Source organism: Arthrobacter sp. StoSoilB5 (assembly GCF_019977235.1).
GTDB lineage: Bacteria > Actinomycetota > Actinomycetes > Actinomycetales > Micrococcaceae > Arthrobacter.
The window spans coordinates 2,795,178-2,815,949 of the sequence record NZ_AP024646.1; the positions used below are offsets into that span (position 1 = coordinate 2,795,178).

Consider the following 20,772-nt stretch of genomic DNA (forward strand, 5'->3'; position numbering starts at 1 on the left):
AACAATGACCATCAAGGAATTCGCCCTGCCGGACGTCGGAGAAGGGCTCACCGAAGCAGAAATAGTAAATTGGCTGGTGAAATGCGGTGACAGAGTGGTTGTCAACCAGGCAATTGTCGAGATTGAAACGGCGAAGTCATTGGTGGAGCTCCCATGCCCTTACGAAGGAGAAGTCAATGAGCTCCTCGTAGAGCAGGGTCAAACCGTTGACGTTGGGCGAGCGATCATCAGCATCGCTACAGCCTCATCCGAGCCAGATGGCGAAGGCGTTCTTCCGCAGGCACGGCCGGAAACAATCGAAGACCCCAAACTGCTGGTTGGATACGGGGCGCGCGAGGTTGTCGGCCGTCGTCGTCGCGGACGCAACACCAGCCATCCAGCCACAAAGGCCCCGGCGCCGGAGGGCACTACCGCAACCCGACCCGCTGCGGGCGCAAGCGGACGCCCCAAAGCCAGCCCACCGGTGAGGAAGCTTGCCAAGGATCTCGGCGTGGATCTGTATGCCGTCAAGGCAACCGGAGATAACGGAGTCTGCACACGTGAAGACGTTCTCAAAGCCCGGCCGACCGCTGAAACCACAACCGTCTCATCCGCCGATTCTGAAACGGATACCACCGAAGACATTCGCATTCCGATTAAGGGTGTCCGGAAGCGCACGGCCGCAGCTATGGTTCAGTCGGCGTTCACGGCCCCTCACGTGACAGAGTTCGTTGCTGTAGACATCACCCGAACCCTCGAATTGAAAGACCAGCTGATCCGCCGCCGTGAGTTCGCAGGCGTGAAGCTCACACCGCTGACATTTGTTGCCAAGGCATTCCTCCACGCATTGCGAAGCACTCCGGAAGCAAACGCATCGTGGGATGAGTCGGCGCAGGAGATTGTCCAGTTCGGCCGGGTAAATTTGGGCATCGCAGCAGCCACGCCACGCGGATTGATAGTTCCTAACATCAAGAATGCCCAGGAACTGGGCCTGTCTCGGCTTGCGGCTGCTATCGCAGATCTGGCTACGACCGCCCGTCTCGGAAAAACAGAACCTCAAGCGATGGCCAACGGTACGGTGACGATCACCAATATCGGCGTCTTCGGCATAGATTCAGGCACCCCCATTTTGAACCCCGGGGAAGCCGCGATTCTGGCCGTAGGAACTGTCCGCCGCACACCTTGGGTCGTTGAAGATGATCGTGGAGAACGGATTGAGCCACGTTCTATCCTCCAATTGGCCCTTTCGTTCGACCACCGCATCATGGACGGCCAGCAGGGCTCTCAATTGCTCGCCGACACCGCAGCCTTGTTGCGGGAGCCAGGCCTCGCGCTCGTTTAGGCCAACACGGTTCAGCAAACAACAGCGGACACGACATGGGCTCAAAACAAAATTTCCTGGTCAATGACTGGACCATCCTAACCGGGGCACTGATCGAAATCCGTCAAGGCCGCCAGCATCTTCGAGAAGGCGTCGTAGAGGCGTTTACGTCCGACGGGAGAGTCGTTTGGCTTCAGCAAGGGCAGGGCTTCGGCCGGCAGCTGGTGGACAAAGGATCAGGTTTCACAATCCATATCTCAGAAGAACAGCTCAAAAGCATCGGCAAGCTGCAATGACACCAGCAAGGCCATTTCCAGCACCAACAAACATCATCAAGAAAGAGGAGCCATGACCGTGCTCAATGAGGCGGTGCAGCCTGCATTCGCGGCACATGTTGGACCAGGAGATACGCCCCCGTACCCGGAAGCAGATCTGCTGTTCCTTTCGGATCTTTTGACTGAAGAGGACTACGGGCGGTATGCCGAGGCACGCAACTTCCTTCAACGTGAAGTCCGGCCCATCGCGGTGGACTATTGGAACCGGGCTGAATTTCCTTTCGCGCTGCTCCCGGCGATTGCTGCACAAAATCTGACCGGGATGAGCAACCGCGGGCATTTGTTGGCCGGCTTGATCCAAATGGAGTTTGCCCGGGCGGATACCTCCGTCTCGACGTTCTTCGGTGTTCATGACGAACTCTTCACTACGGCGATCCAGGATCTTGGGTCGGAGGAGCATCGTCGGACGATCCTGCCCGAACTCCTGTCACTCAAAAAGATTGGCGCCTTTGCCCTGACTGAACCTCTTCATGGCTCGGACATCTCTCGTGAGATACAAACGACTGCGACTCTTTCAGGCGGCCAATGGGTCCTCAATGGACATAAGCGATGGATCGGTAACGCCACCTTTGCTGACTACGTGTTGGTGTGGGCGCGTGACACAGCTGACTGTCAAATCAAAGGTTTCATTGTGGAGAAGGGAACACCAGGGTTCCACACGGAGACGATCAACAACAAGACTGCAGTCAGAATCATCCAGAATGCCAACATCACGCTGAACGACGTCCACATTCCCTACGAAAACTGGCTTCCCGGAACGGCATCATTTCAGGATGCGAACTCCCTGCTTCTCCACTCAAGGGTTTGGGTAAGTTGGCAAGCCGTCGGTCAACAGTTTGCGGCCTTTGACGTTGCCCGCGCCTACGCGATGCAAAGGACGCAATTCGGCAAGCCCATCGCATCATTCCAACTCATTCAGGAGCAATTGTCCCGCATGCTGGGCAATGCGACAATGTCGCTTTCCTTGATGATCCAACTCGCTCGTCTCCGCGAATCAGGTCGCCTATCGATGGACCATGCTGCGCTGGCGAAATCCAGCTGCACAGCGAATATGCGTAATGCCGTGGCGCTCGGGCGCTCAATCGTGGGCGGTAACGGCATCACCACCGACTTCGAGATGGCGAAGATTTTCGCCGATGCGGAAGCAATCTACTCGTACGAAGGAAGTTATGAAATTAATGCCCTTCTCGTAGGGCGTGCTGTTACGGGAATCTCGGCATTCGTTTGAGTCCCGTCTTTTCTCGACTCCACCGACCTCTAATGCAAAGGACCCACACATGGATCTCATAAATACAGCTGCCATTGTCACAGGCGGCGCCTCAGGACTCGGCGCGGCAGTGGTGCGCGCACTCGCGGGGCGCGGAGCACAGGTGTACGCTCTTGACCTTCCAGAAGCCATAAGTGATATCCCGGCTGGAATTGACATTCATTACCTCGCAGTCAACGTCACAAATGTTGATGAGGTCCGCTCGGCCGTAGCCAAGGCTGCAGCGGGAGCTCCTCTACGGACCGTCGTCAATTGTGCTGGTATTCTCCCCACGATGCGTATCCTGGGCCGAAAAGGGGTACACGATCCCGACGTCTTCGAGAAAGTCATCCAGGTCAATCTGATGGGCTCATTCAATGTCCTGACGGCTGCTGCTGACGCGATCTCCAAGACGCAGCCAGATGACCACGGACAACGCGGCGTTGTTATCAACACTGCCTCAATCGCTGCCTTCGAAGGACAAATCGGCCAGGTCGCCTATGCCTCCTCTAAGGCCGCCATTGTCGGTATGACGCTCCCCGCAGCGCGGGATCTGGCGCAATATGGCATTCGAGTCAACTCAATCGCACCCGGCATCGTCGAGACCCCCATGATGGCAACCGTCAGCGACGAGATTCGCCAGACCTTGGCTGCCAACGTCACCTTCCCGCAGCGGCTGGCCCGTCCCGACGAGTTCGCTCATCTTGCCCTCTCCATCATCGAAAACGACTACATCAACGGGGAAACAATCCGCATGGACGGTGCTCTGCGGATGTCACCCCAATAAGGGAACATCATTGCCGACACGAATGAAACGAAGGAAGAGCATGTCCCACAACTCGTTGACCCAGCACCTGCTACCTCTCCCCGAGGACGTCGTCATCGTCGGTGGAGCCAGGACCCCGCAGGGCAAACTGAACGGCCAGCTAGCACATCTGACCGCTGTAGAACTCGGCGCCGCGGCCGTTGGTGGTGCCTTGGAAAAATCCGGCGTTCGCCCGGACAACGTAGACGCGATAATTATGGGACAAGTGATACAGGCGGGTTCAGGACAGAACCCCGCACGCCAAACGGCCGCATTGGCTGGCATCAGCCCCAAAGTACCAGCCGTGACCGTGAACAAGGTCTGTCTGTCAGGTCTGACAGCGGTCATCGACGCCGCACGCCTCATCAGAGCCGGCGAAGCGGATGTCGTAGTCGCAGGTGGGCAAGAGTCCATGAGCAGAAGCCCGCATCTCCTGCTGGGGGCCCGGCAAGGTTGGCCGTATGGCGCCGGTTCGATGGCAGATTCCTTGGTCCGTGACGGACTCAGCGACGCCCAGGAAAACGTCTCCATGGGAGTCTTGGCCGATCGCGGAAATCAGGTGCACGGCATCGGTCGAGCCGAGCAGGACGCAATGGCTCTGGCTTCGCATCAGAGAGCATTCAAAGCTGCGTCGGAGGGAGTTTTCAAGGACGAACTGGTTCCGATTCGCATCCAGCAGCGAAAAGGACCCGAACGGGTCATCGATCAGGACGAACAAGTCAGGCCAGAAACCAATCTTCACGCCCTCTCCCTTCTTAATCCGGCATTCGAGAAGGACGGCAGCGTCACCGCCGGCAACGCCTCACCACTGTCCGATGGAGCCGCTGCGTTGATCCTCACCACACGTGCCACCGCCGCGCGACTCGGTTGTGACATCCTTGCCGTCGTGGGGTTCCCCGGCCAGGTAGCCGGCCCGGACAATTCCCTGCACTCCCAGCCCTCAAGGGCAATCAATGCAGCCCTGGAAAGAGCTGGCTGGACACCTGAAGAACTCGACTTCGTTGAGATCAATGAAGCTTTCGCCGCGGTTGCAGTTCAGTCCCTGACGGAACTCGGCATTCCGCTGGAAGCATGCAACATCCATGGAGGAGCAATTGCCCTGGGACACCCCATTGGAGCTTCCGGAGCACGCCTGGCCCTCCATGCCTCTCTGGAGCTGTTTCGCCGAGGAAGCGGGAAAGCTGCGGTGGCGCTTTGCGGCGGCGGGGGACAGGGCGACGCGCTCCTGCTCTACAGAAACTGACTACCTACCGACGACAGCTTCTCAACCCGGCCACGTAGAACAGCAAGCAGCCCTCAATTCCCCGTGGACGCCGGTGCCGACGCGATCTTCCCCGAAGCGATGGCCGCCCTGGACGAGGTTGGAAATTCTCAACTTCACCATCCCCGGCGCCTACGGGGGCACCCAACAGCAGCCAAGTGCAGCTTTGAAGAGGTCGCCTACCTGCTATGGAACGGGGAACTGCCAAGCGATGAAGAACTCGCGGCGCTCGTTGCTGTGGAACGCGCCCATCGCGCGCTGGACCCAGCCGTAAAGGACGTCATCGATGGCTTGCCCGCCACCTCCCACCCCATGGATGTTTGCCGTACCGCAGCTTCGGTAATGGGAGCCCGGCATGAGCTGGCTGAGGATTCCTCACCAGAAGCCAACATGAAGAAGGCAATCGACCTCTGGGCTGCGATGCCCGCGGTAGTCGCCTACGACCAGCGCCGCCGGCGCGGCCAGGACGTGGTCGAACCGCGGGAGGACCTGGACTACTCCGCGAACTTCCTCTGGATGACATTCGGCGAAGAACCTGTGCACGAGGTAGTTGCGGCGTTCAACGTCTCGATGATCCACTACGCGGAGCACTCCTTCAACGCCTCCACCTTCACGGCCCGCGTGGCTACCCCGCCGGGCCCACTGCCTTTGCTGCTGGGGCGGAGATGATTCTGACAGGCCGGACCAACGCCATCAAGACAGCCACCCTCATTGCTGGCATGTCTGCACCGGTTGCCATGCTGCGAAAGAGTCTGTTAACGCGGCCTTCCAGAGCGATCTTAGCGCTGGGATCCCTTGTCGGAAGATTCCGGGCGATGGTTAACTGCTCCCGGAGAATCAGTGCAAACAACGCACTCTAAAACCATGACCGTCAAAAAAGCGTGGAGCCAAGGTGGGCGGACCGCCGCGTGCCACCACAAACCTTCCTTGTTGAAACCGCTTCCCGACGTATGCCCTCCCCTTCTGAGGTAGCCACCGATACGCATGCATCGAGGGTCCTGCCCAATCCGGATTAAAAGCCTTCAGCGACATGTGTAGGTGGCTGGTTACTCTCGAATGGAAAGAGACCAGCCACCTCACTTATCCGGATCGGACCCGCCAGCAGCTAAACGTGGGAGGTCACCTTGAGATTAGGGGAGGACGTCTTCCCCATGACGCCCATAGCGATTAGGGCAACAATCGGAATGACAGTCAGTTGGACGATTCCTGCGGTCTGCCAACCGAAATTTCCCTGCATGAACGTTACAAAATAACCGGAAGCACTAGCAGGTATGTACATAGCCGCAATCAGCAGGCCACTCACACGTCCGAGATAATTAGCGTGGACGGAGCGCTGCAACAGGGCGCTTGTATTCGTAATCAACACGCCGCTGAAGGCTGCACCCAGAAGTGCCGAGAAGACCATCTGAACCGGAAGAGGGGAAGAGAAGGCGAAGATTGCCGTTCCAAGGATCATGATGGCGAGCAAGCCAACTACATTCAGGAGTCGTTGGTCGATCCGATCGGCGAGTATCCCGCCGATCAAGGCACCAAGCGCGCCAATGCCGAACATGCTCGCTGCCAGGCCGGCCTCTGTGGGTGTGAAACCTAGGGATTCACGAAGATAAGTGGGGTAGAGGCCGAGGTACCCGTAAATTGAAAAGCCACCGGCGCTTGCAACAATCAAGCAACACACAACGCGACGGTTCAGGAAGCGCTGACCATGTGCGCTCGACTGTGAGATCGACTCGGCTTTCTCGTTACGACCGATCTCAGTCACCGATTTCGGCACAAGAACGAGAACCAAGAGCAGAATGACGATTCCAACAGCACCAAAAATTACCAGCGGAGACCTCCAGTCCCCGGTCGCCGATAAGATGGCGCCGCCCAGTAACGGGCCCGTGAAGCCGCCCAAACCGAATGCCGCACTGATGGAACCAAGCGCGAACCCACGATGACGGTTGAAGTAAGCGCCGACCGCCGCAAACAGCGCGGCGACCTGCATGCCTTCACCGACGCCAGAGAGGATGCGCCAAAGCGCCATGTCCGCTGCGCCGACAGCAGTAGCCTGCAATGCGCAACTGATGGAAAACATCAGGAGGCTAATAAGGACGATCTTCTTGCGACCGAATCGATCCGCAAGGTACCCGGCCGGTATGCCAGCAAGCCCCATACCCAGAGTGAAGATTGTGGCGATGATTCCAGCTTCACCGCCGGTAAGCCCATAGGTTGCCTTGATATCAGGAAGAAGTACCGCGAAGACTTGCCTGTCCATTGCGTTGATGAAATAGGACAGGTCCAGAATGAGTAGGAAAAAAAGTGCTCGGCCGCTCAGTTCCGCAAGACTTGAACGACCGCTTTGAGGTTTGGTCGTCCGGCCTGATGAGGCGGGCTTAGCAAGGTCGGGAGATGACATTAAGGCTCCTGTATAAGGGACATTGCGAACGGTGGTGGTTCTCCCACGAACGTGATTTCAACCGCAACGCTGATTGAGCACATGCCTGAACAACGCTGTCTTAACTGTTCTCAATCAGCACTGCGTGCGGCTCTCGGGATCACTAGGTTCTCTGAGCCGGTCATGGGGGGAGAACTGATATTGGATATGAAAATTACGAATTGGATCCGATTCGATGTGACGAGAATCTCACGTATCGCCGGTCGCGTCAAGGGACTCGGAGCAGAGACTCCTACCTCTACGCCCGTACACCCACGAGGGGTGGAGAAAAGGTGCTGCCAAGGTCAGCGCTAGTTGGGGGCGTGGTGACCTTGGCGGCAGTTGGGGGCGTTCGGTCTCAGGTTCTGCAACCTGCCAGTCTTGTCAGCGGAAGCACATTCGAATATATGTTCTAATCTTGTTTCTATGAGACCGAAGCAAGACTCCACCGCTTTCGCCCGCATGATGGCCCAGCTCGACGCCGAAAGAAACCATCCCAAACCGGACGACGGTAGGGTCATTGACCTCGAGCCTGGCAGTCAGCCGCTGGTTCGCGTGGGTGAGATTTACGGTCGGGCAGTCAAGTACACGAGGTCCTATGGGCTCATCGAGTGGGTGGATGATGAACGGGTCTACCACGTTGAGTGGTTCCCGGCTGGACAGATCAAGAGGGTTGATCAGGAGTCGTGGAGGGGGCGGCCTCTCTAGTTTCCGACCGCTCCGATTGCCGCTCGTCCCTGGTGACTGGTCATTTTCCGGGGGCTTACACTGGCCGAATCGTGTGACCCGCTGACAGGACGAGGCGGACGCGATGTCTCTCATAGACGCGAGGTGGACCTTCATGCTGTTGCGTATTTCCGGGGCTTTGGCGGTTATCGGAGGCCTCACCTGGCTTGCGAAAGGTGTGTGGTGGTGCACACTGCCCATTGAGCGCGTGTTTCCCAACCCAGGGGCCTGTTGCCCCGCTGGGCAAGGTTTCAATCTTGGCAGTCAGGCCATATTTCGGATCCGCCGTCGTGAATGCGGTCACCGGAGGTCCATGTTTTCGTAACGGTCGACGGCGTACACCACACCGTGGCCGGGCAGCTGATCCCACTGGACACGCGAACGTCAGTGCCTTCGCAGGAGGGACGGCAGACGGGTTGGTACTCTGCTATCCGTTTCATTTCAGCCAGCCACCCTGACCGGGCTCTATGGCGGATGCCTTTTTCAGGGGTGCTGCCTGGTTCATCGCTCTTCCTGCTCCCGGAATCTTGCTAATTGCCTGCCGCGTCAGCGGCTCAGGTTCCTTGGGTTGCCGCTGGATTAACCATGGCTCCCGTGGATCAAGAGCAGCCGTTGTTTTCCACAGCCTTGGCGCAGTTTTTGGGCAGGAAAGGCGCATTCGGGCAACCATCCTTGTCAGGGGGGTCGAACAATCCGGAAACGCCGGGACCGCTGACTTGGCCTCGTTGATCCCTAGACCACGCCCAGAGGTTGCCCTATGGTTGGGACATCAACGGTCGTTGACCGGGGTGGAGCTCCACTGTGGAGGTGCATCATGGGTATCATTTCTTCCGGTTTCCGCGGACGACGCTCCGAGAATCCTGCATTGCCTCCTGGCCAGCATGAAACGCACGACTTTCCCGTCCTCACCGCGGGACCCGCTCCGCTCATCCCCGTCGATGAATGGGAGTTCTTCATCACCACGGAGAATGGTCAGCGGCTCTCTTGGTCCTGGAATGAGTTCGTGGGCTTGCCGCAGGAAGAAGTCACGCAAGACATTCACTGCGTGACCAGCTGGTCAAAATTGGGAACAGCGTGGCGTGGAGTTTCAGTGGACACGCTCTTCGAAAACGTGGAAACCACCAGCGACTTCGCCACCGCCCATTCCTTCGACGGTTACACGACCAATGTTCCGCTATGGGATCTCCTGGGCGGCAAGGCCTGGGTGGCCTGGGAGTTCGATCACGAACCTCTTGAACGGGCGCATGGTGGTCCGGCGCGGCTCTTGGTGCCACATTTGTATTTCTGGAAGAGCGCCAAGTGGATTCATGGTTTGGAACTGACGGGGGAAGACGTTCCCGGTTTCTGGGAATCGAATGGATATCATCTGCACGGGAATCCATGGCGCGAGGAGCGGTACTCGTGAGGCCTTCGCTGTGAGTTCTGTATGGCGGGTCGCTGAAGTGGTCGGCGGGGAACTGGAAAACGCGACAGCCCGGACCATTAGGCTGCGCGTGGATGGTTTGATGGGATATCTGGCAGGCCAACACATTGACGTCCGCCTTACCGCAGACGACGGATATACAGCCATCCGGTCTTACTCGGTGGCATCCGCGAGCGCGGATGAGCATCTGGAAATAACCGTTGACGAACTGCCCGACGGCGAAGTGTCGCCTTACCTTGTCCGGGACCTGGCCGTCGGGGACCGGCTGGAAATCCGGGGACCAGTGGGCGGGTGGTTTGTCTGGCGGCCAAGTAATGAGAAACGGGTGCAGTTGATTGGGGGAGGGTCAGGTGTGGTGCCGCTGATGTCGATGATCCGCGCCCACCAGGCTTCCAATAACGCAGCCCCTTTCAGATTGCTCTATTCCCTCAAGTCTCCGGATGCTTCGCTATACCGTGACGAACTGCGCCGATTGGACCGGGAATCAGCCAAGTTAATGGTGGACTACGTCTATACGCGTTCGACGCCGGAGGGCTGGCCGGCCGCGCCAGCGCGCCTTAACTCGGAGAGTCTTTTGGGCAAGATCTTCCCAACAGAGGAGAACCCGGATGTTTTTGTTTGCGGCCAAACAGTCTTCGTGGAGACCGTTGCGGACTGGCTTGTAATGGCTGGCTATTCGCCGGAGTCGATAAAGACTGAACGGTTTGGCGGGACGGGAGGTATCCGGTGAATGGCACCGACGATTTCGCTGTCCCTGACTCCGAAGACCAAGATATTGCAGCAGGACCCCATGACCCGATTCCGTTTGTGGACGGGAACGCCGCGGCCGGCGCCCTGTCGGAACTGTTCCGCATCGACATCATCGCGGCACTGGGACGCTGCAGGCATTGCGGCTCAGTCAGGGCTTTTGGCGAGGCCGTGGTCTTCACGGACGCGCCCGGTATTGTGGTCCGGTGTCGCGACTGCAAAGGTGTGCTGCTGCGATTGGTGGAGACACCAACCCGATATTGGCTGGATTTAAGCGGCCTCAGCTACTTGGAGATCGACCGCGAAGAGTAGTCCCACGGCGGGCGTTGTTCCTGTTCATGGATTGGGGCGTCGATGCCATGCCATGCCGTGCGCGCAGGGAGATCCCCGAGACAGGCCCTGGGAGGGACTCCCTCCCTCGCGGGGGTTGGCTTAGCGTGGATGGCATGGACAATCGAGCGGAAGTACGCGAATTCCTCATTTCGCGTCGCGCCCAGGTTTCTCCTGAGCAGGTTGGATTGCCGGCCGGGACCAACAGGCGCGTGCATGGTCTGCGCCGTAGTGAAGTGGCTGCCCTGGCTGGGCTGAGTGTGGAGTATTACACCCGTATGGAGCGCGGCGCGATCAGCGGAGCTTCTCCTCAGGTGCTGGAGAGCATCGCCCGGGCTTTGCGGTTGGACGACGCCGAGCGGGCGCACTTGTTCGACCTCGCCCACGCGGCCAGTCCGGTAGCCAGGCCGCCGCGGCGGCGGAGCTCGAAGGGCTATGTGCCGCACAAGAGCCTGCAGTGGGCGCTCGATGCGGTCACGGCCGGTCCCGCTTTTGTTCGCAATGGCCGGATGGACCTGCTGGCGGTCAATTCTTTGGCACGGGCGTTTTATAAGGATTGCTATGAAATGCCGGGTCAGCCGGCGAACATTGCCCGGTTCACTTTCCTGGACGAACGCGCTTACGACTTCTATCCGGATTGGGACGCCTTCGCTGAGGTCACTGTCTCCATCCTGCGTACCGAGGCGGGCCGGGACCCGCACAATAAGGAACTTCACGATCTCATTGGCGAACTCGGGACTCGGAGCGAGGCGTTCCGGAAGCGCTGGGGTGCCCACAACGTCCGGCATCACGGCACAGGCTTCAAGACGTTCAACCACCCCATTGTTGGGGAGATGACTTTGGCTTTCGAGGGCTTGGAGATGGCTGCGGAGCCTGGCCTGACCCTGACGATCTACACCGCAGAGCCAGGCTCGCCGTCGGCCGAGCGCATGCAACTGTTGGCTTCGTGGGCGGCCAGCGAGTACGGAACCGCCGCCCAGCCGAGGTCCGAATGGACACGGACGGACAGCTGACGACGGCGGCTAGCCGCGAACTACCACCACAGAATGGAACAACCTTGACTCGCGCAGACCTGGAAACCAGCGCCGCCGCATCCATTGACGGCCTGCCTCCCGACAACCTCGGCATCTTTCCGGACACGAGCCTCCTGGAGAGCGTCAAACCGGCCCCGGGTGGGCGCTTTCCGTGGGCGTCCTTGCTGATCATGGCCCTGATGGGGTTCCTCCTTATTGCCTCCGAAACCATGCCGGCAGGACTGTTGCCGCAGATCGCCGCCGGGTTGTCCGTCAACGAGGCTACTGCGGGGCAATTTGTCAGCGCCTACGCCCTGGGAACGATCGTAGCTGCGATGCCAGCGATCGCCATGACGCGGGGGATGCGCCGGAAACCGGTATTCATCGTCGGGATCCTCGGTTTTCTGGCCGCGAATCTTGTCACGGCTTTCTCGGCCGATATTGTGCTCTCCCTGGGTGCGCGTGTCCTGGCCGGTGCGTTCTCAGGCCTGTTGTGGGGAATGCTTGCGGGCTACGCGCGTCGCATCACCGCCCCGGAACATGCTGGCCGGGCCTTGGCCGTCGCGTCCCTTGGCACGCCGGTCGGGCTGGCAGCGGGGACACCATTCGGGTCATGGCTGGGAACCACCTTCGACTGGCGCTGGTCTTTCGGGGTGCTCTCCATCCTCACAGTCCTTACGGTCCTGCTAACCCTCTTCCTGGTACCGGACGCACCTGGCCAGCGTGCCGGGACGCGTGTCCCGTTGGTGAGGGTCCTCGGAATCCCAGGTGTCGCCGTCGTACTCGCCGTCATCGTCAGCTGGATGCTCGGGCACAACATCCTCTACACCTACATCGGCTCCTACCTCCGCACAGCGAACCGTCCCGTCACGGTGGACATCGCACTCGTGATTTTCGGGGCAGCAGCCATTGGCGGGATAGTGATTACCGGTGCGGTGATCGACAAGGGCCTTCGGCGCCTGATTCTGCTGAGCCTCGGGTCCTTCATTGCAGCCAGCGTCATTTTCGTCGCTGGCAACGCATCCGTGGTGGCAGTTGTTGGCGCCATCGTACTGTGGGGCCTCGCCTTCGGCGGGGCAGCAGCCCAACTGCAAACCGCAATCAGCGCTGCCAGCGGCGAGAACGCCGACGTCGCCAACTCAATGCTCGGCGTCGCGTTCAATCTGGCGATTTTCGCAGCCGGCGTGGCCGGCGCGGTGGTGATCAGCAACTTCGACGGCCTGATTCTGCCTTCCGTCATGGCTGCGCTTGCTGGCGTCGCGCTTGCCATTGCGGTTGCCGGGCGCCGCACGGCATTCCCGAGGTAATCCAAATGCTGGTCGTGCCGAGACGAAGACAACGGCCCCCTACTTCAACTTGGCATTCTTCCTCCTGCAGGTACATTCGGCCGGCAATTGCGGCACAGGGGACTACTGACCCAACGGCGATGGCAACGAGTTGCGGACCGCAACTGGCTGAAGACTTTGGCCGATCTGTCGCGCAGCTTGTTGCAGCGAGCCGATGACGTTCAGATTGATGTGGCTAAGCCGTTCACGAGAGCCTGTAACAGAAACGGCGAAGGGGCGTCCGTTACTTGGTGTTGGGACCGCGCAAGATCTGAGACCGTTACGATTGTCACTGTCGTCTACGCAGTAGCCGTCGGCGCGGATCTGTCTGATCGATGCCATGACGCGCTGGCGGTAAGCAGCACTCAACGTTCCTTCGCGCGCCATTGCTTGCCAAATCTGATTGTCCGTGAGCTCGGCCAAAAGGACTCTGCCCGTCCCGGTTGCATGTGCAGGAACGGTAGCGTCAGGGTGTGTGATCGATCGCAAAGCCCGAGAAGACTGAACCTGGACTGCGTGAACAAGGTAGTCGCCGTCCAGCATCACGAGGGACGCTGTCTCGCCCAACTGCTGGGCGGTCAGGGCGAGAACTGGTCGCGCCGCAAGTATGTGCTGTTCGACAGCGCCTTCTCCCAAGCGGATCAGCCCGGGGCCGAGACAGTAAGACTTGTTGGCCCGTTGATGAACGTATCCGAGCCTCGCCATCGTGCGCAGCTGGCGGTGGACGCCGGCCATGCTTAGATCCAGACACTTGGCCAACTCGCTGACCGTGGCGCTGCCACCCAGCTCGACCATGAGTTCGAGGGTGGCGAACGCCCGCTCGACGGTCTGCACGCGCTTCATGCCGTCGTCCGGGCTTTGCTGGATCCGAGACAACTCCGAAGCCGCAAACATTTACGTTCCTTTCCCTGAATTGGTTTCAGCCTGCTTGCGTGTCCGGTGTCCCCTGATGGTAGAGCTGTTGCCAAAGATCGCCTTCGCGCGCCCAGATTGAGCTGCGGTGCACGACCCCGATGTCATCTTCAGTCCTGAAACGGACGTGCACTACGCCTGGGCGGAGCTCAACCACTCGGTCGAATGTCACACTTTTGATCTGATCCGGAATAGTGTGCAGGACACGGATTACCTCCTCGCGCTCCCAATAGCGCCCAGTGCGTCCGATTTCATAAAAATCGGGGTGGATCAGTTGCCCAAGCTTCGCCTTGTCATTGCGCCCTTCGGCGCTGAGCAGTGCCAATTCATGGCGAAGGATCTCCTCACGCAATTCTGCGTCGGCCATGGCTATGCCGGGGCTTGTTACCTTCCGGCGCAATTGTGATGATCCTGACCATGGATGCACTCCCGATTCCGCCCGGGTAGGCCCAGCCCATGTGAAGTACACGTTCCTGCCGTCCAATTCACGGAAGAGGAGATCCAAAAGCCTGGATTCGGCCGTGGGGCGGCTGGCACCGCGATCAGGGACTTCCAGTCGTTGCCACAGCGACTGATTTTGAAGGGAGATGGACAGAGTATCCTCACTGACTGTTGTGGTCTCGCGCAACAGATCCAGTACGGCGGCGATCTCGTTCTCCTGGTCGGAACCGTATGCGTGGCCCCCGAGCCGCCACCGACGGTCGTCAATGACCCATGCCCAGCAGGGGCTGTTCGGAGCATCTGGGAGTCGCGCGTAGGTTCTAGCTGTAGTTGTCATAGCATCATTGGTCCTCTTGCTTTGGTATTGGCGAAAATCACGGTTGGTCGCTTGCCCCCGCGTACTTCGCAGTTCCGGAATGCTGGGTTAAATAGTCGGGCAGTGGAAGTCGCAGTCGAAAGAGCTCTGCCGTGGAGGCTGAAGCGGTCTGGGGGTCGAGTCCTGCTGCTGCGAAGCTACTGCTTGGTGATAGGTCCCCGGTCAGGTAGGGCGAGTCGGTGCCGAGCAGCACCCTGTCGGCGCCGGCGAATGTTACGAGATAGCGCAAGGCCTCGTCGGAGTGGACTATCGAGTCGTACCAGAATTGATTCTTGTAAGCCGATGGTGGTCGCTGCGCGGCTTCACGTACCTCGCTGCGCCTGTTCCAGGCGTTTTCCATCCGCCCGAACAGGTACGGCAAGGCTCCGCCACCGTGGGGGACCAGCAGCTTCAGACGAGGATGGCGGTCCAATGTTCCTGAGGCAATGAGCCGAGCCACCGCCCAGGCCGCGTCGAAAGGGACGCCCAAAGTGTTGTTCAAAAACAACTCAGACGATGTGATCACCCCGCAGTAGTAGGGGTGGAGCATCAAGGGCACATCAAGCGTTGCCGCAGCTTCGAACACAGGGTCGAGTCCAATCGCATCAAGCGGCTGCTCGGCAGACAGGCCAGTGCCGATGATCCCTCCAACGAGACCGAGCACGGAAACTGCCCGACGCAATTCATCCGCCGCCTCCGGCGGATTTCCCAATGGCAAAGTGGCGATTCCGAACAGCCGGTCCGAGGCTGAGGTATACGCGGCCAGTGCATCATTGGCCTTGCGGGCAAAACCAACGGGGTCGTGCTCGGGACCGTAAATAAAGAGATGAGGAGTTAAGGACACAAGGGAAACATCCACTCCGCGCGCATCCATGGCGATGAGTTTCTCGTTGGGGGAGTGCATCTCAGGGTAGTGCACAGGGAGCCTGCCGGCCTGGGTTTCCAGATAGCCCAAGGTTCCAACGATTCCGTGCTCGCCTGAGCCTTCGCTGAGGATATCCAAGACGAAATCCGGAACGTAGTGCGTATGAACGTCAATTATCGGCATCTGTGCCGCCTTCATCCTGTTCCAGGGCAGCAACCGAGAGCAGCCTGAAGACTTCCGCGCTGGTCTTAATGCCATTCACAAACCATTCGAGGGACAGGTGCTCCCGGGCCGAGTGTTCCTGCATATCCGGCTGGGCGTAGGGCACCAAAAGACAATCCAGTCCCACCGAATCCACAAACGTGGCAAAAACTCCACCGCCGCCAATCGAGGGGATAACTACAGGTGGTCGGCCCCACACCGACTCGAGCGCAGCGACCGCGGTCGCGACCAGTGGGTGGCTGCTGTCAACGCCGGACGGGGGCGCATCGGAGAGCACGGTGATCTCGATATCTGCATAACCGTTAAGGTCGAGATGTTTGCGCAGCAAAGTCGCCACGTGGCCCGGTCGCTGCCCCTTGAGGAGAGCGAAATCGATCTTGGCTTTCGCTGAGGTGGGAACGGCCATCTTCAGGCCTTCGCCCGTGTAGCCACCCTCGATGCCGCACACGCACATCCGCGGCTCAAAAAACATCGAGTCCAAGGGTTGCTCCCGTTCAAAGTTCCGCACCCCGAAATCTTCGGCAGGCGGAAGGAACTCCGGCGGAAGTTTCGCGGCAAAGTCACGGAGTTCGTCTGTAATCGTGTCCGCACCGTCGTAGAAGCCGTCGATAGCAACCCGGCCTGAGGAATCGATCATTGATGAAATTGCCTGGGCCATCCTCGTCACAGGATTCGGCAGGATGCTGCCGTAACTCCCGGAATGCCACTCGCTATCACTCCCTGTAGCTGTCAACTCCACATAGAGCGCCCCCCGGATGCCCAAGAATAGCGCTGGGTCCCACACACCAAGCGTCGAGGCGTCGGAGGTGTAAAGGAAATCGGCTCGGAATTGGTCAACATGTGTCCGAATGTATTGCGAGGTATCACCGCAACCGATCTCATCCTCGCCATCAAACATGAAGTTGATCTGGACCGGCGGCAACTCACCAAAGACATCGAGCCACGCAGACAACGCGCACACATGCGCAAGCATCTGCCCTTTGCTGTCCCCGACGCCGCGCCCCCAGAGCGAGCCTTCGTATACCGTTGGTTCAAACGGAGGGAATTTCCATTCAGCTTCGTCACCTACGGGCACCACGTCGTAATGGCCGTAAACCAACAACTTTCTATGGCTTTCACCGGAAGTTGCCCAGACAATGGGGTGGGATCCGGTCTCCAGGAATTCAGGCTTCAGCCCGATGGACTCAATGCGTGATTTGAGATGCTCTGCGCATTCACGCACACCTTCACCTGTGGCGCTGATGCTCGGTATGGAGGCGAACTCAATCAGCCATGCAAGATACTCATCTGCACGTTCCTCGACCCGGGCCATCAGGTCACCCTGCTTGTCGCGTAGGGTCTGTAGCAGGTTCGCGCGATCCTCAGAATCCGTCACGGTTGGCATCCTTATAGAGCAGGTACGCGGACTGGGACAGCCCGCCGGGGTAGTAGTACTGGGGGCAGTAAGGAGCCATGTAGATGAAATCGTCTTGCTGGATCTCATAGTGGATCCGGTCCAGGACGTAGACTCCGCGGCCCTCCAGCATGTAAAGGACGTGTTCCTCATCATGAATCTCGACTTTGGGGAAGACAGCGCCGGGGTCGAAAGACAGAATGCTCATGGCGAAGTCAAATTCCGGGGAAGCCGGAAGCAACTCCAGACGGTAGACCCCGGGAACCGACCCGGGCGTGGGAGTCATGGCGTCCGCGCGACCCACGATTTCCGACGGAACTGAGGTTTCCTCGGATGCCTCGTACCTCCTTTTCACCCAGAGCACCCGTGCAAGGTTGTCAGAAGTATTTGCAAGTTCGAAGGTCTTTCCCTCCGGCAAGTACGCATATGAAGTGCTGGGGGCGTTGTCTCCGAACGGTCCGGTGATGCCGTCGTCGAGGGCGTAGAGGAAGTTCTCGAAGCCGAGACCGGTAGGTGCCGTCGTTCCAGCCCCTGGCTCAATTTCCAGCAGGTACATCGCTACACGTGCCGAGCCATTTCGCGGAGTAGTCAGCTTTTTCACCACTGTGCCGGTAAATTCCGGCAGTCTCGATCCGAAGTGGTTGGCGGGTGTGATGACGTAATGTGCAGGGCCAAAGCCGCCGCGGTTGGTGGAGACCTGTGCCGGCGGCAACGCCAGGATGGTCTGGTTCATCGGGTTTCTCCTGTTGGTTGATGTGAAGCGGACCGATGCAGATATGTCCCCTGTCGGTTTTCCGGGAGCACCGATCCGTCGACGTAAACGGTGGTGCCACGGAGCAATACCCTTGTGACCCGGCCGGCAACTTCCATGCCTTCATATGGAAGGTAGTCGGCGGCAGAGTGATGGGTCGCAGCAGAGAGCACTGTTGTGGCATGCGGATCCAAGATGACCAGGTCCGCGTCCGAGCCGACGGCCAGTTCACCCTTCTTCGGGTGTATGCCGGCCAGTCGGGCGGGCGTGGTGCTGACGAACTCAACCATTCGCTCCATCGAGTACTGGCCGTTGACGACGCCCTGGTAGGCAATGGCCAGCCTTTGCTCAACGCCGGGAAGCCCATTCATGATGTGTGTAAAGTCCCCTTCAACGATCTTCTCGCCCTGAAGAGCGAAAGGGCAGTGGTCGCTGGACAGCACATCAAGAGTCCCGTGACCGAGCGCCTCCCACAAAGCATTTTGGTCATCGAGGTCCCGCGTAGGCGGCGAGCAAACGAACCGCGAGGCAACCTCCTTTGGGACACCATCCACCATCGAATCGTCAAAGACCAGGTAGTGCGAACACGTCTCTGCAGTGATATCCGTACCGGTCGCCCGCGCTCGTTCAATCTCGGATAACGCGGCCGCTGAAGAGACATGGACCACGTAGAGACGGGCGCCAGCGAGCTGCGCCAATACTGCTGATCGGGAAACTGCTTCCGCCTCCGTCACCGTGGGCCGGGATTTTGCGTGCCAGGCAGGTTCCGTGTGGCCGGCCGACAACGCGTCCTCCACCAGCACCTGTATGGCGTGTCCGTTTTCGGCGTGAACGAGAACCAGTAGGTCCGACGCGGCCGCGGACTGCATGGCTCGAAGCAGTGCCCGGTCATCGCTCATCATGCGTCCTGGGTAGGCCAAGTACATCTTTATACTCGTCACACCAAGATCGGGCAGGCTGGACAACTGCGACAGAGTGTCGTCGTCGGGCTGAACCAGCACCATGTGTGCGCCGTAATCGGCCCACGGCCGTTGCTCCACCACCCTCCGCCGCCACTGGTCGAGGGCCTCGGCAAGAGTCTCGCCGGGCGCTGCCCGGCAGAAATCGATAATAGTGGTGGTTCCACCGGCAACCGCGGCAGCCGTCCCTGTCGCGAAGTCGTCAGCTGTCCTGATCGACCCACGGAAGACCGAATCCATGTGCGTGTGGAAGTCCACACCGCCGGGGAGAACGTAGCAGCCTTCGGCGGGAAGAACGTCAGCGTCGTCGTGGCCGGACTCGAAGCTTCCAATTTCGGCCACTACGCCATCGACAATGAGGACATCAGCCCGCTCAAGACCTCTTGCTGTCACCACCAGGCCACCCTTGACAATGGTTTGCCGCGGTGAGTCAGACATCGAGATTGAACCAGTTCGTCTTGAGCTGGGTGTACTGCTCCAAAGCATGTAGCGATTTATCCCGGCCGAATCCGGATTGCTTGAAACCTCCAAATGGCACATTGACGTCCGCCTGGTTATAGCAATTCACCCACACCGTTCCGGCACGCAAGGCCCGGGAGACCTTATGGGCTTTGGACACGTCCTTGGTCCAGACGGCTGCGGCCAGCCCGTAGTCAGAGTCGTTGGCAATCCGGACGGCGTCCTCTGCATCTTTGGCCGTAATCACGGAGAGGACCGGTCCAAAGATCTCTTCCTGCGCGATCCGCATTTGGTTGTCCACGTCGGCGAAAAGCGTTGGCTCCAAGTAGTAGCCCCCGGTCTCGAGGCGTGCCCGCTCGCCACCAGTAACCAGCCTGGCCCCTTCACGTCGACCGATGTCCACATAGCCGTGAACACGATCAAGCTGGGCGGCGTCAACGAGGGCGCCCATGCGCGTGTCCGCAGCAAACGGATCGCCGGGGCGCCACATGCGGCTCGCCGTGACAACAAGTTCAATGAACTCGTCCTTGATGGACTCTTCCACCACCAGACGCGAACCTGCGCTGCACATTTCACCTTGGTTGACATAAGCGGCAAGAGCGGCGGCTGCGGCTGCGACTTCGAGGTCCGGAGCATCCGCAAGAACAATGTTGGCGGATTTGCCGCCGCACTCAAGCGAAACGGCCTTCATGTTGGACTGTCCGGAGTACTGGAGGAAATATTTGCCAACTTGAGTGGAACCGGTGAAGGCAATCTTGTCCACGTCCATGTGGAGTCCCAGAGCTTTTCCGGCTTTCTCGCCGAGCCCGGGGACCACATTGAACACTCCATCCGGAATGCCTGCCTCAGCCGCGATTCGCGCCAAGGCGATGACGGGCAGTGGCGCTTGTTCGGCCGGTTTGACGATAACTGAGTTGCCCGTTGCCAGCGCCGGAGCGATCTTCCACATTGGCATTCCGATGGGGAAATTCCAAGGGACTACTGCAGCAACGACCCCTATGGCTTCGCGAGTGACGAGGGCCAGAGCGGACTGGGCAGTCGGCATGACCTCACCGGCCCATTTGTCGATTGCCTCTGCATAGAACTCAAGCACGTCCGCTGCGTGGTCTACTTCACCGAGGGAAGCGGAAATCGGCTTTCCGCAGTCCGCGGTCATGATCGTTGCAAGACGTTCCCGTTCCCGCCGTATGCCGGCAGCAAAGGCAAACAAAACCCGCTTCCGGTGACGGGGCGGGGCAGCAGACCATCGGCCGTCTTCGAAGGCGAGACGGGCCGCGGAGACTGCCGCGTTGACGTCGTGCTCGGCGCCGGCAGCGATGTGTCCGATGACGTGCCCGTTGACGGGGCTCACGTTTTCGAAAGTTTCGCCGGACGCGGCACCAACGAATCTGCCGTTGATAAAGGCGCCGCCTTCCGGTGCCGCCGAAGCCGCAACAGCGGCCCAGTCTTCTGCAATTTCAATAGTCATTGGGTCCTCCTGAAGTGATGGAA

General features: G+C 59.3%; 19 protein-coding genes and 1 pseudogene. 12 read left to right on the forward strand and 8 right to left on the reverse strand.

Going from position 1 to position 20,772, the window contains the following annotated elements; translation table 11 throughout:
* The first annotated feature begins 4 nt into the window (after positions 1 to 4).
* The 6 genes and pseudogenes from LDN75_RS12560 to LDN75_RS12585 form a co-directional block, all read left to right on the forward strand.
* On the forward strand, positions 5 to 1,321 hold the full coding sequence (locus LDN75_RS12560; RefSeq protein WP_223932632.1) for a dihydrolipoamide acetyltransferase family protein: 1,317 nt from the start codon (positions 5 to 7) through the stop codon (positions 1,319 to 1,321).
* A gap of 35 nt (positions 1,322 to 1,356) precedes the next feature.
* Positions 1,357 to 1,596, forward strand: coding sequence for a hypothetical protein (locus LDN75_RS12565; protein WP_223932633.1), 240 nt, complete (start codon positions 1,357 to 1,359; stop codon positions 1,594 to 1,596).
* Between the two features lie 52 nt (positions 1,597 to 1,648).
* Positions 1,649 to 2,863: an acyl-CoA dehydrogenase family protein gene (locus tag LDN75_RS12570; protein WP_223932634.1), complete on the forward strand. Its 1,215-nt coding sequence runs from the start codon at positions 1,649 to 1,651 to the stop codon at positions 2,861 to 2,863.
* A 49-nt stretch (positions 2,864 to 2,912) separates the two neighbouring features.
* Positions 2,913 to 3,668: an SDR family NAD(P)-dependent oxidoreductase gene (locus LDN75_RS12575; protein ID WP_223932635.1), complete on the forward strand. Its 756-nt coding sequence runs from the start codon at positions 2,913 to 2,915 to the stop codon at positions 3,666 to 3,668.
* A 40-nt stretch (positions 3,669 to 3,708) separates the two neighbouring features.
* Positions 3,709 to 4,929 (forward strand): acetyl-CoA C-acetyltransferase, encoded by a 1,221-nt coding sequence (locus tag LDN75_RS12580; protein ID WP_223932636.1) that lies wholly within the window; start codon positions 3,709 to 3,711, stop codon positions 4,927 to 4,929.
* Positions 4,930 to 5,082: 153 nt separating this feature from the next.
* Positions 5,083 to 5,577: pseudogene (locus LDN75_RS12585) on the forward strand (citrate/2-methylcitrate synthase); the annotation flags it as partial.
* 475 nt (positions 5,578 to 6,052) lie between these two features.
* Here LDN75_RS12585 and LDN75_RS12590 read toward each other — a convergent pair.
* Entirely contained in the window at positions 6,053 to 7,342 is a 1,290-nt protein-coding gene (locus LDN75_RS12590; RefSeq protein WP_223932637.1) for an MFS transporter, read from the reverse strand.
* Positions 7,343 to 7,786: 444 nt separating this feature from the next.
* On the opposite strand from LDN75_RS12590, the gene LDN75_RS12595 reads away from it, so the two are divergent.
* The 6 genes from LDN75_RS12595 to LDN75_RS12620 all read left to right on the forward strand — a co-directional run bounded on the left by LDN75_RS12595 (position 7,787) and on the right by LDN75_RS12620 (position 12,906).
* Entirely contained in the window at positions 7,787 to 8,068 is a 282-nt protein-coding gene (locus LDN75_RS12595; RefSeq protein WP_223932638.1) for a hypothetical protein, read from the forward strand.
* Positions 8,069 to 8,900: 832 nt separating this feature from the next.
* Positions 8,901 to 9,491 carry a molybdopterin-dependent oxidoreductase gene (locus LDN75_RS12600; protein WP_223932639.1) on the forward strand — a complete coding sequence of 197 codons (591 nt, stop codon included), beginning with the start codon at positions 8,901 to 8,903 and terminating at the stop codon, positions 9,489 to 9,491.
* Entirely contained in the window at positions 9,442 to 10,239 is a 798-nt protein-coding gene (locus LDN75_RS12605) for a ferredoxin reductase (RefSeq protein ID WP_223932640.1), read from the forward strand. Before LDN75_RS12600 ends, LDN75_RS12605 begins: the two co-directional genes overlap by 50 nt.
* On the forward strand, positions 10,236 to 10,568 hold the full coding sequence (locus LDN75_RS12610; RefSeq protein ID WP_223932641.1) for a DUF6510 family protein: 333 nt from the start codon (positions 10,236 to 10,238) through the stop codon (positions 10,566 to 10,568). The genes LDN75_RS12605 and LDN75_RS12610 overlap by 4 nt, the downstream gene beginning before the upstream one ends.
* A gap of 134 nt (positions 10,569 to 10,702) precedes the next feature.
* Positions 10,703 to 11,599 (forward strand): helix-turn-helix transcriptional regulator, encoded by an 897-nt coding sequence (locus LDN75_RS12615; RefSeq protein WP_223932642.1) that lies wholly within the window; start codon positions 10,703 to 10,705, stop codon positions 11,597 to 11,599.
* 44 nt (positions 11,600 to 11,643) lie between these two features.
* Positions 11,644 to 12,906: an MFS transporter gene (locus tag LDN75_RS12620; protein ID WP_223932643.1), complete on the forward strand. Its 1,263-nt coding sequence runs from the start codon at positions 11,644 to 11,646 to the stop codon at positions 12,904 to 12,906.
* Positions 12,907 to 13,008: 102 nt separating this feature from the next.
* Here LDN75_RS12620 and LDN75_RS12625 read toward each other — a convergent pair whose 3' ends face one another.
* From LDN75_RS12625 to LDN75_RS12655, 7 genes are read right to left on the reverse strand one after another with little or no spacing between them, the layout of a single operon-like run.
* Entirely contained in the window at positions 13,009 to 13,818 is an 810-nt protein-coding gene (locus LDN75_RS12625; RefSeq protein ID WP_223932644.1) for an IclR family transcriptional regulator, read from the reverse strand.
* Positions 13,819 to 13,843: 25 nt separating this feature from the next.
* The gene (locus LDN75_RS12630) at positions 13,844 to 14,614 is read right to left on the reverse strand and encodes a nuclear transport factor 2 family protein (RefSeq protein ID WP_223932645.1); all 771 of its coding nucleotides are present in this window, start codon (positions 14,612 to 14,614) and stop codon (positions 13,844 to 13,846) included.
* A gap of 37 nt (positions 14,615 to 14,651) precedes the next feature.
* Positions 14,652 to 15,680, reverse strand: a complete 1,029-nt coding sequence (locus LDN75_RS12635) for an amidohydrolase family protein (protein ID WP_223932646.1) — start codon at positions 15,678 to 15,680, stop codon at positions 14,652 to 14,654.
* The gene (locus tag LDN75_RS12640; RefSeq protein ID WP_223932647.1) at positions 15,667 to 17,094 is read right to left on the reverse strand and encodes a M20/M25/M40 family metallo-hydrolase; all 1,428 of its coding nucleotides are present in this window, start codon (positions 17,092 to 17,094) and stop codon (positions 15,667 to 15,669) included. The genes LDN75_RS12635 and LDN75_RS12640 overlap by 14 nt, the downstream gene beginning before the upstream one ends.
* Positions 17,081 to 17,845: a (S)-ureidoglycine aminohydrolase gene (gene allE / locus LDN75_RS12645; RefSeq protein WP_223932648.1), complete on the reverse strand. Its 765-nt coding sequence runs from the start codon at positions 17,843 to 17,845 to the stop codon at positions 17,081 to 17,083. Before allE ends, LDN75_RS12640 begins: the two co-directional genes overlap by 14 nt.
* Positions 17,842 to 19,260 (reverse strand): dihydropyrimidinase, encoded by a 1,419-nt coding sequence (gene hydA / locus LDN75_RS12650; protein WP_223932649.1) that lies wholly within the window; start codon positions 19,258 to 19,260, stop codon positions 17,842 to 17,844. The genes allE and hydA overlap by 4 nt, the downstream gene beginning before the upstream one ends.
* Positions 19,253 to 20,749 carry an aldehyde dehydrogenase gene (locus LDN75_RS12655; protein WP_223932650.1) on the reverse strand — a complete coding sequence of 499 codons (1,497 nt, stop codon included), beginning with the start codon at positions 20,747 to 20,749 and terminating at the stop codon, positions 19,253 to 19,255. The genes hydA and LDN75_RS12655 overlap by 8 nt, the downstream gene beginning before the upstream one ends.
* Between the last annotated feature and the right edge of the window lie 23 nt (positions 20,750 to 20,772).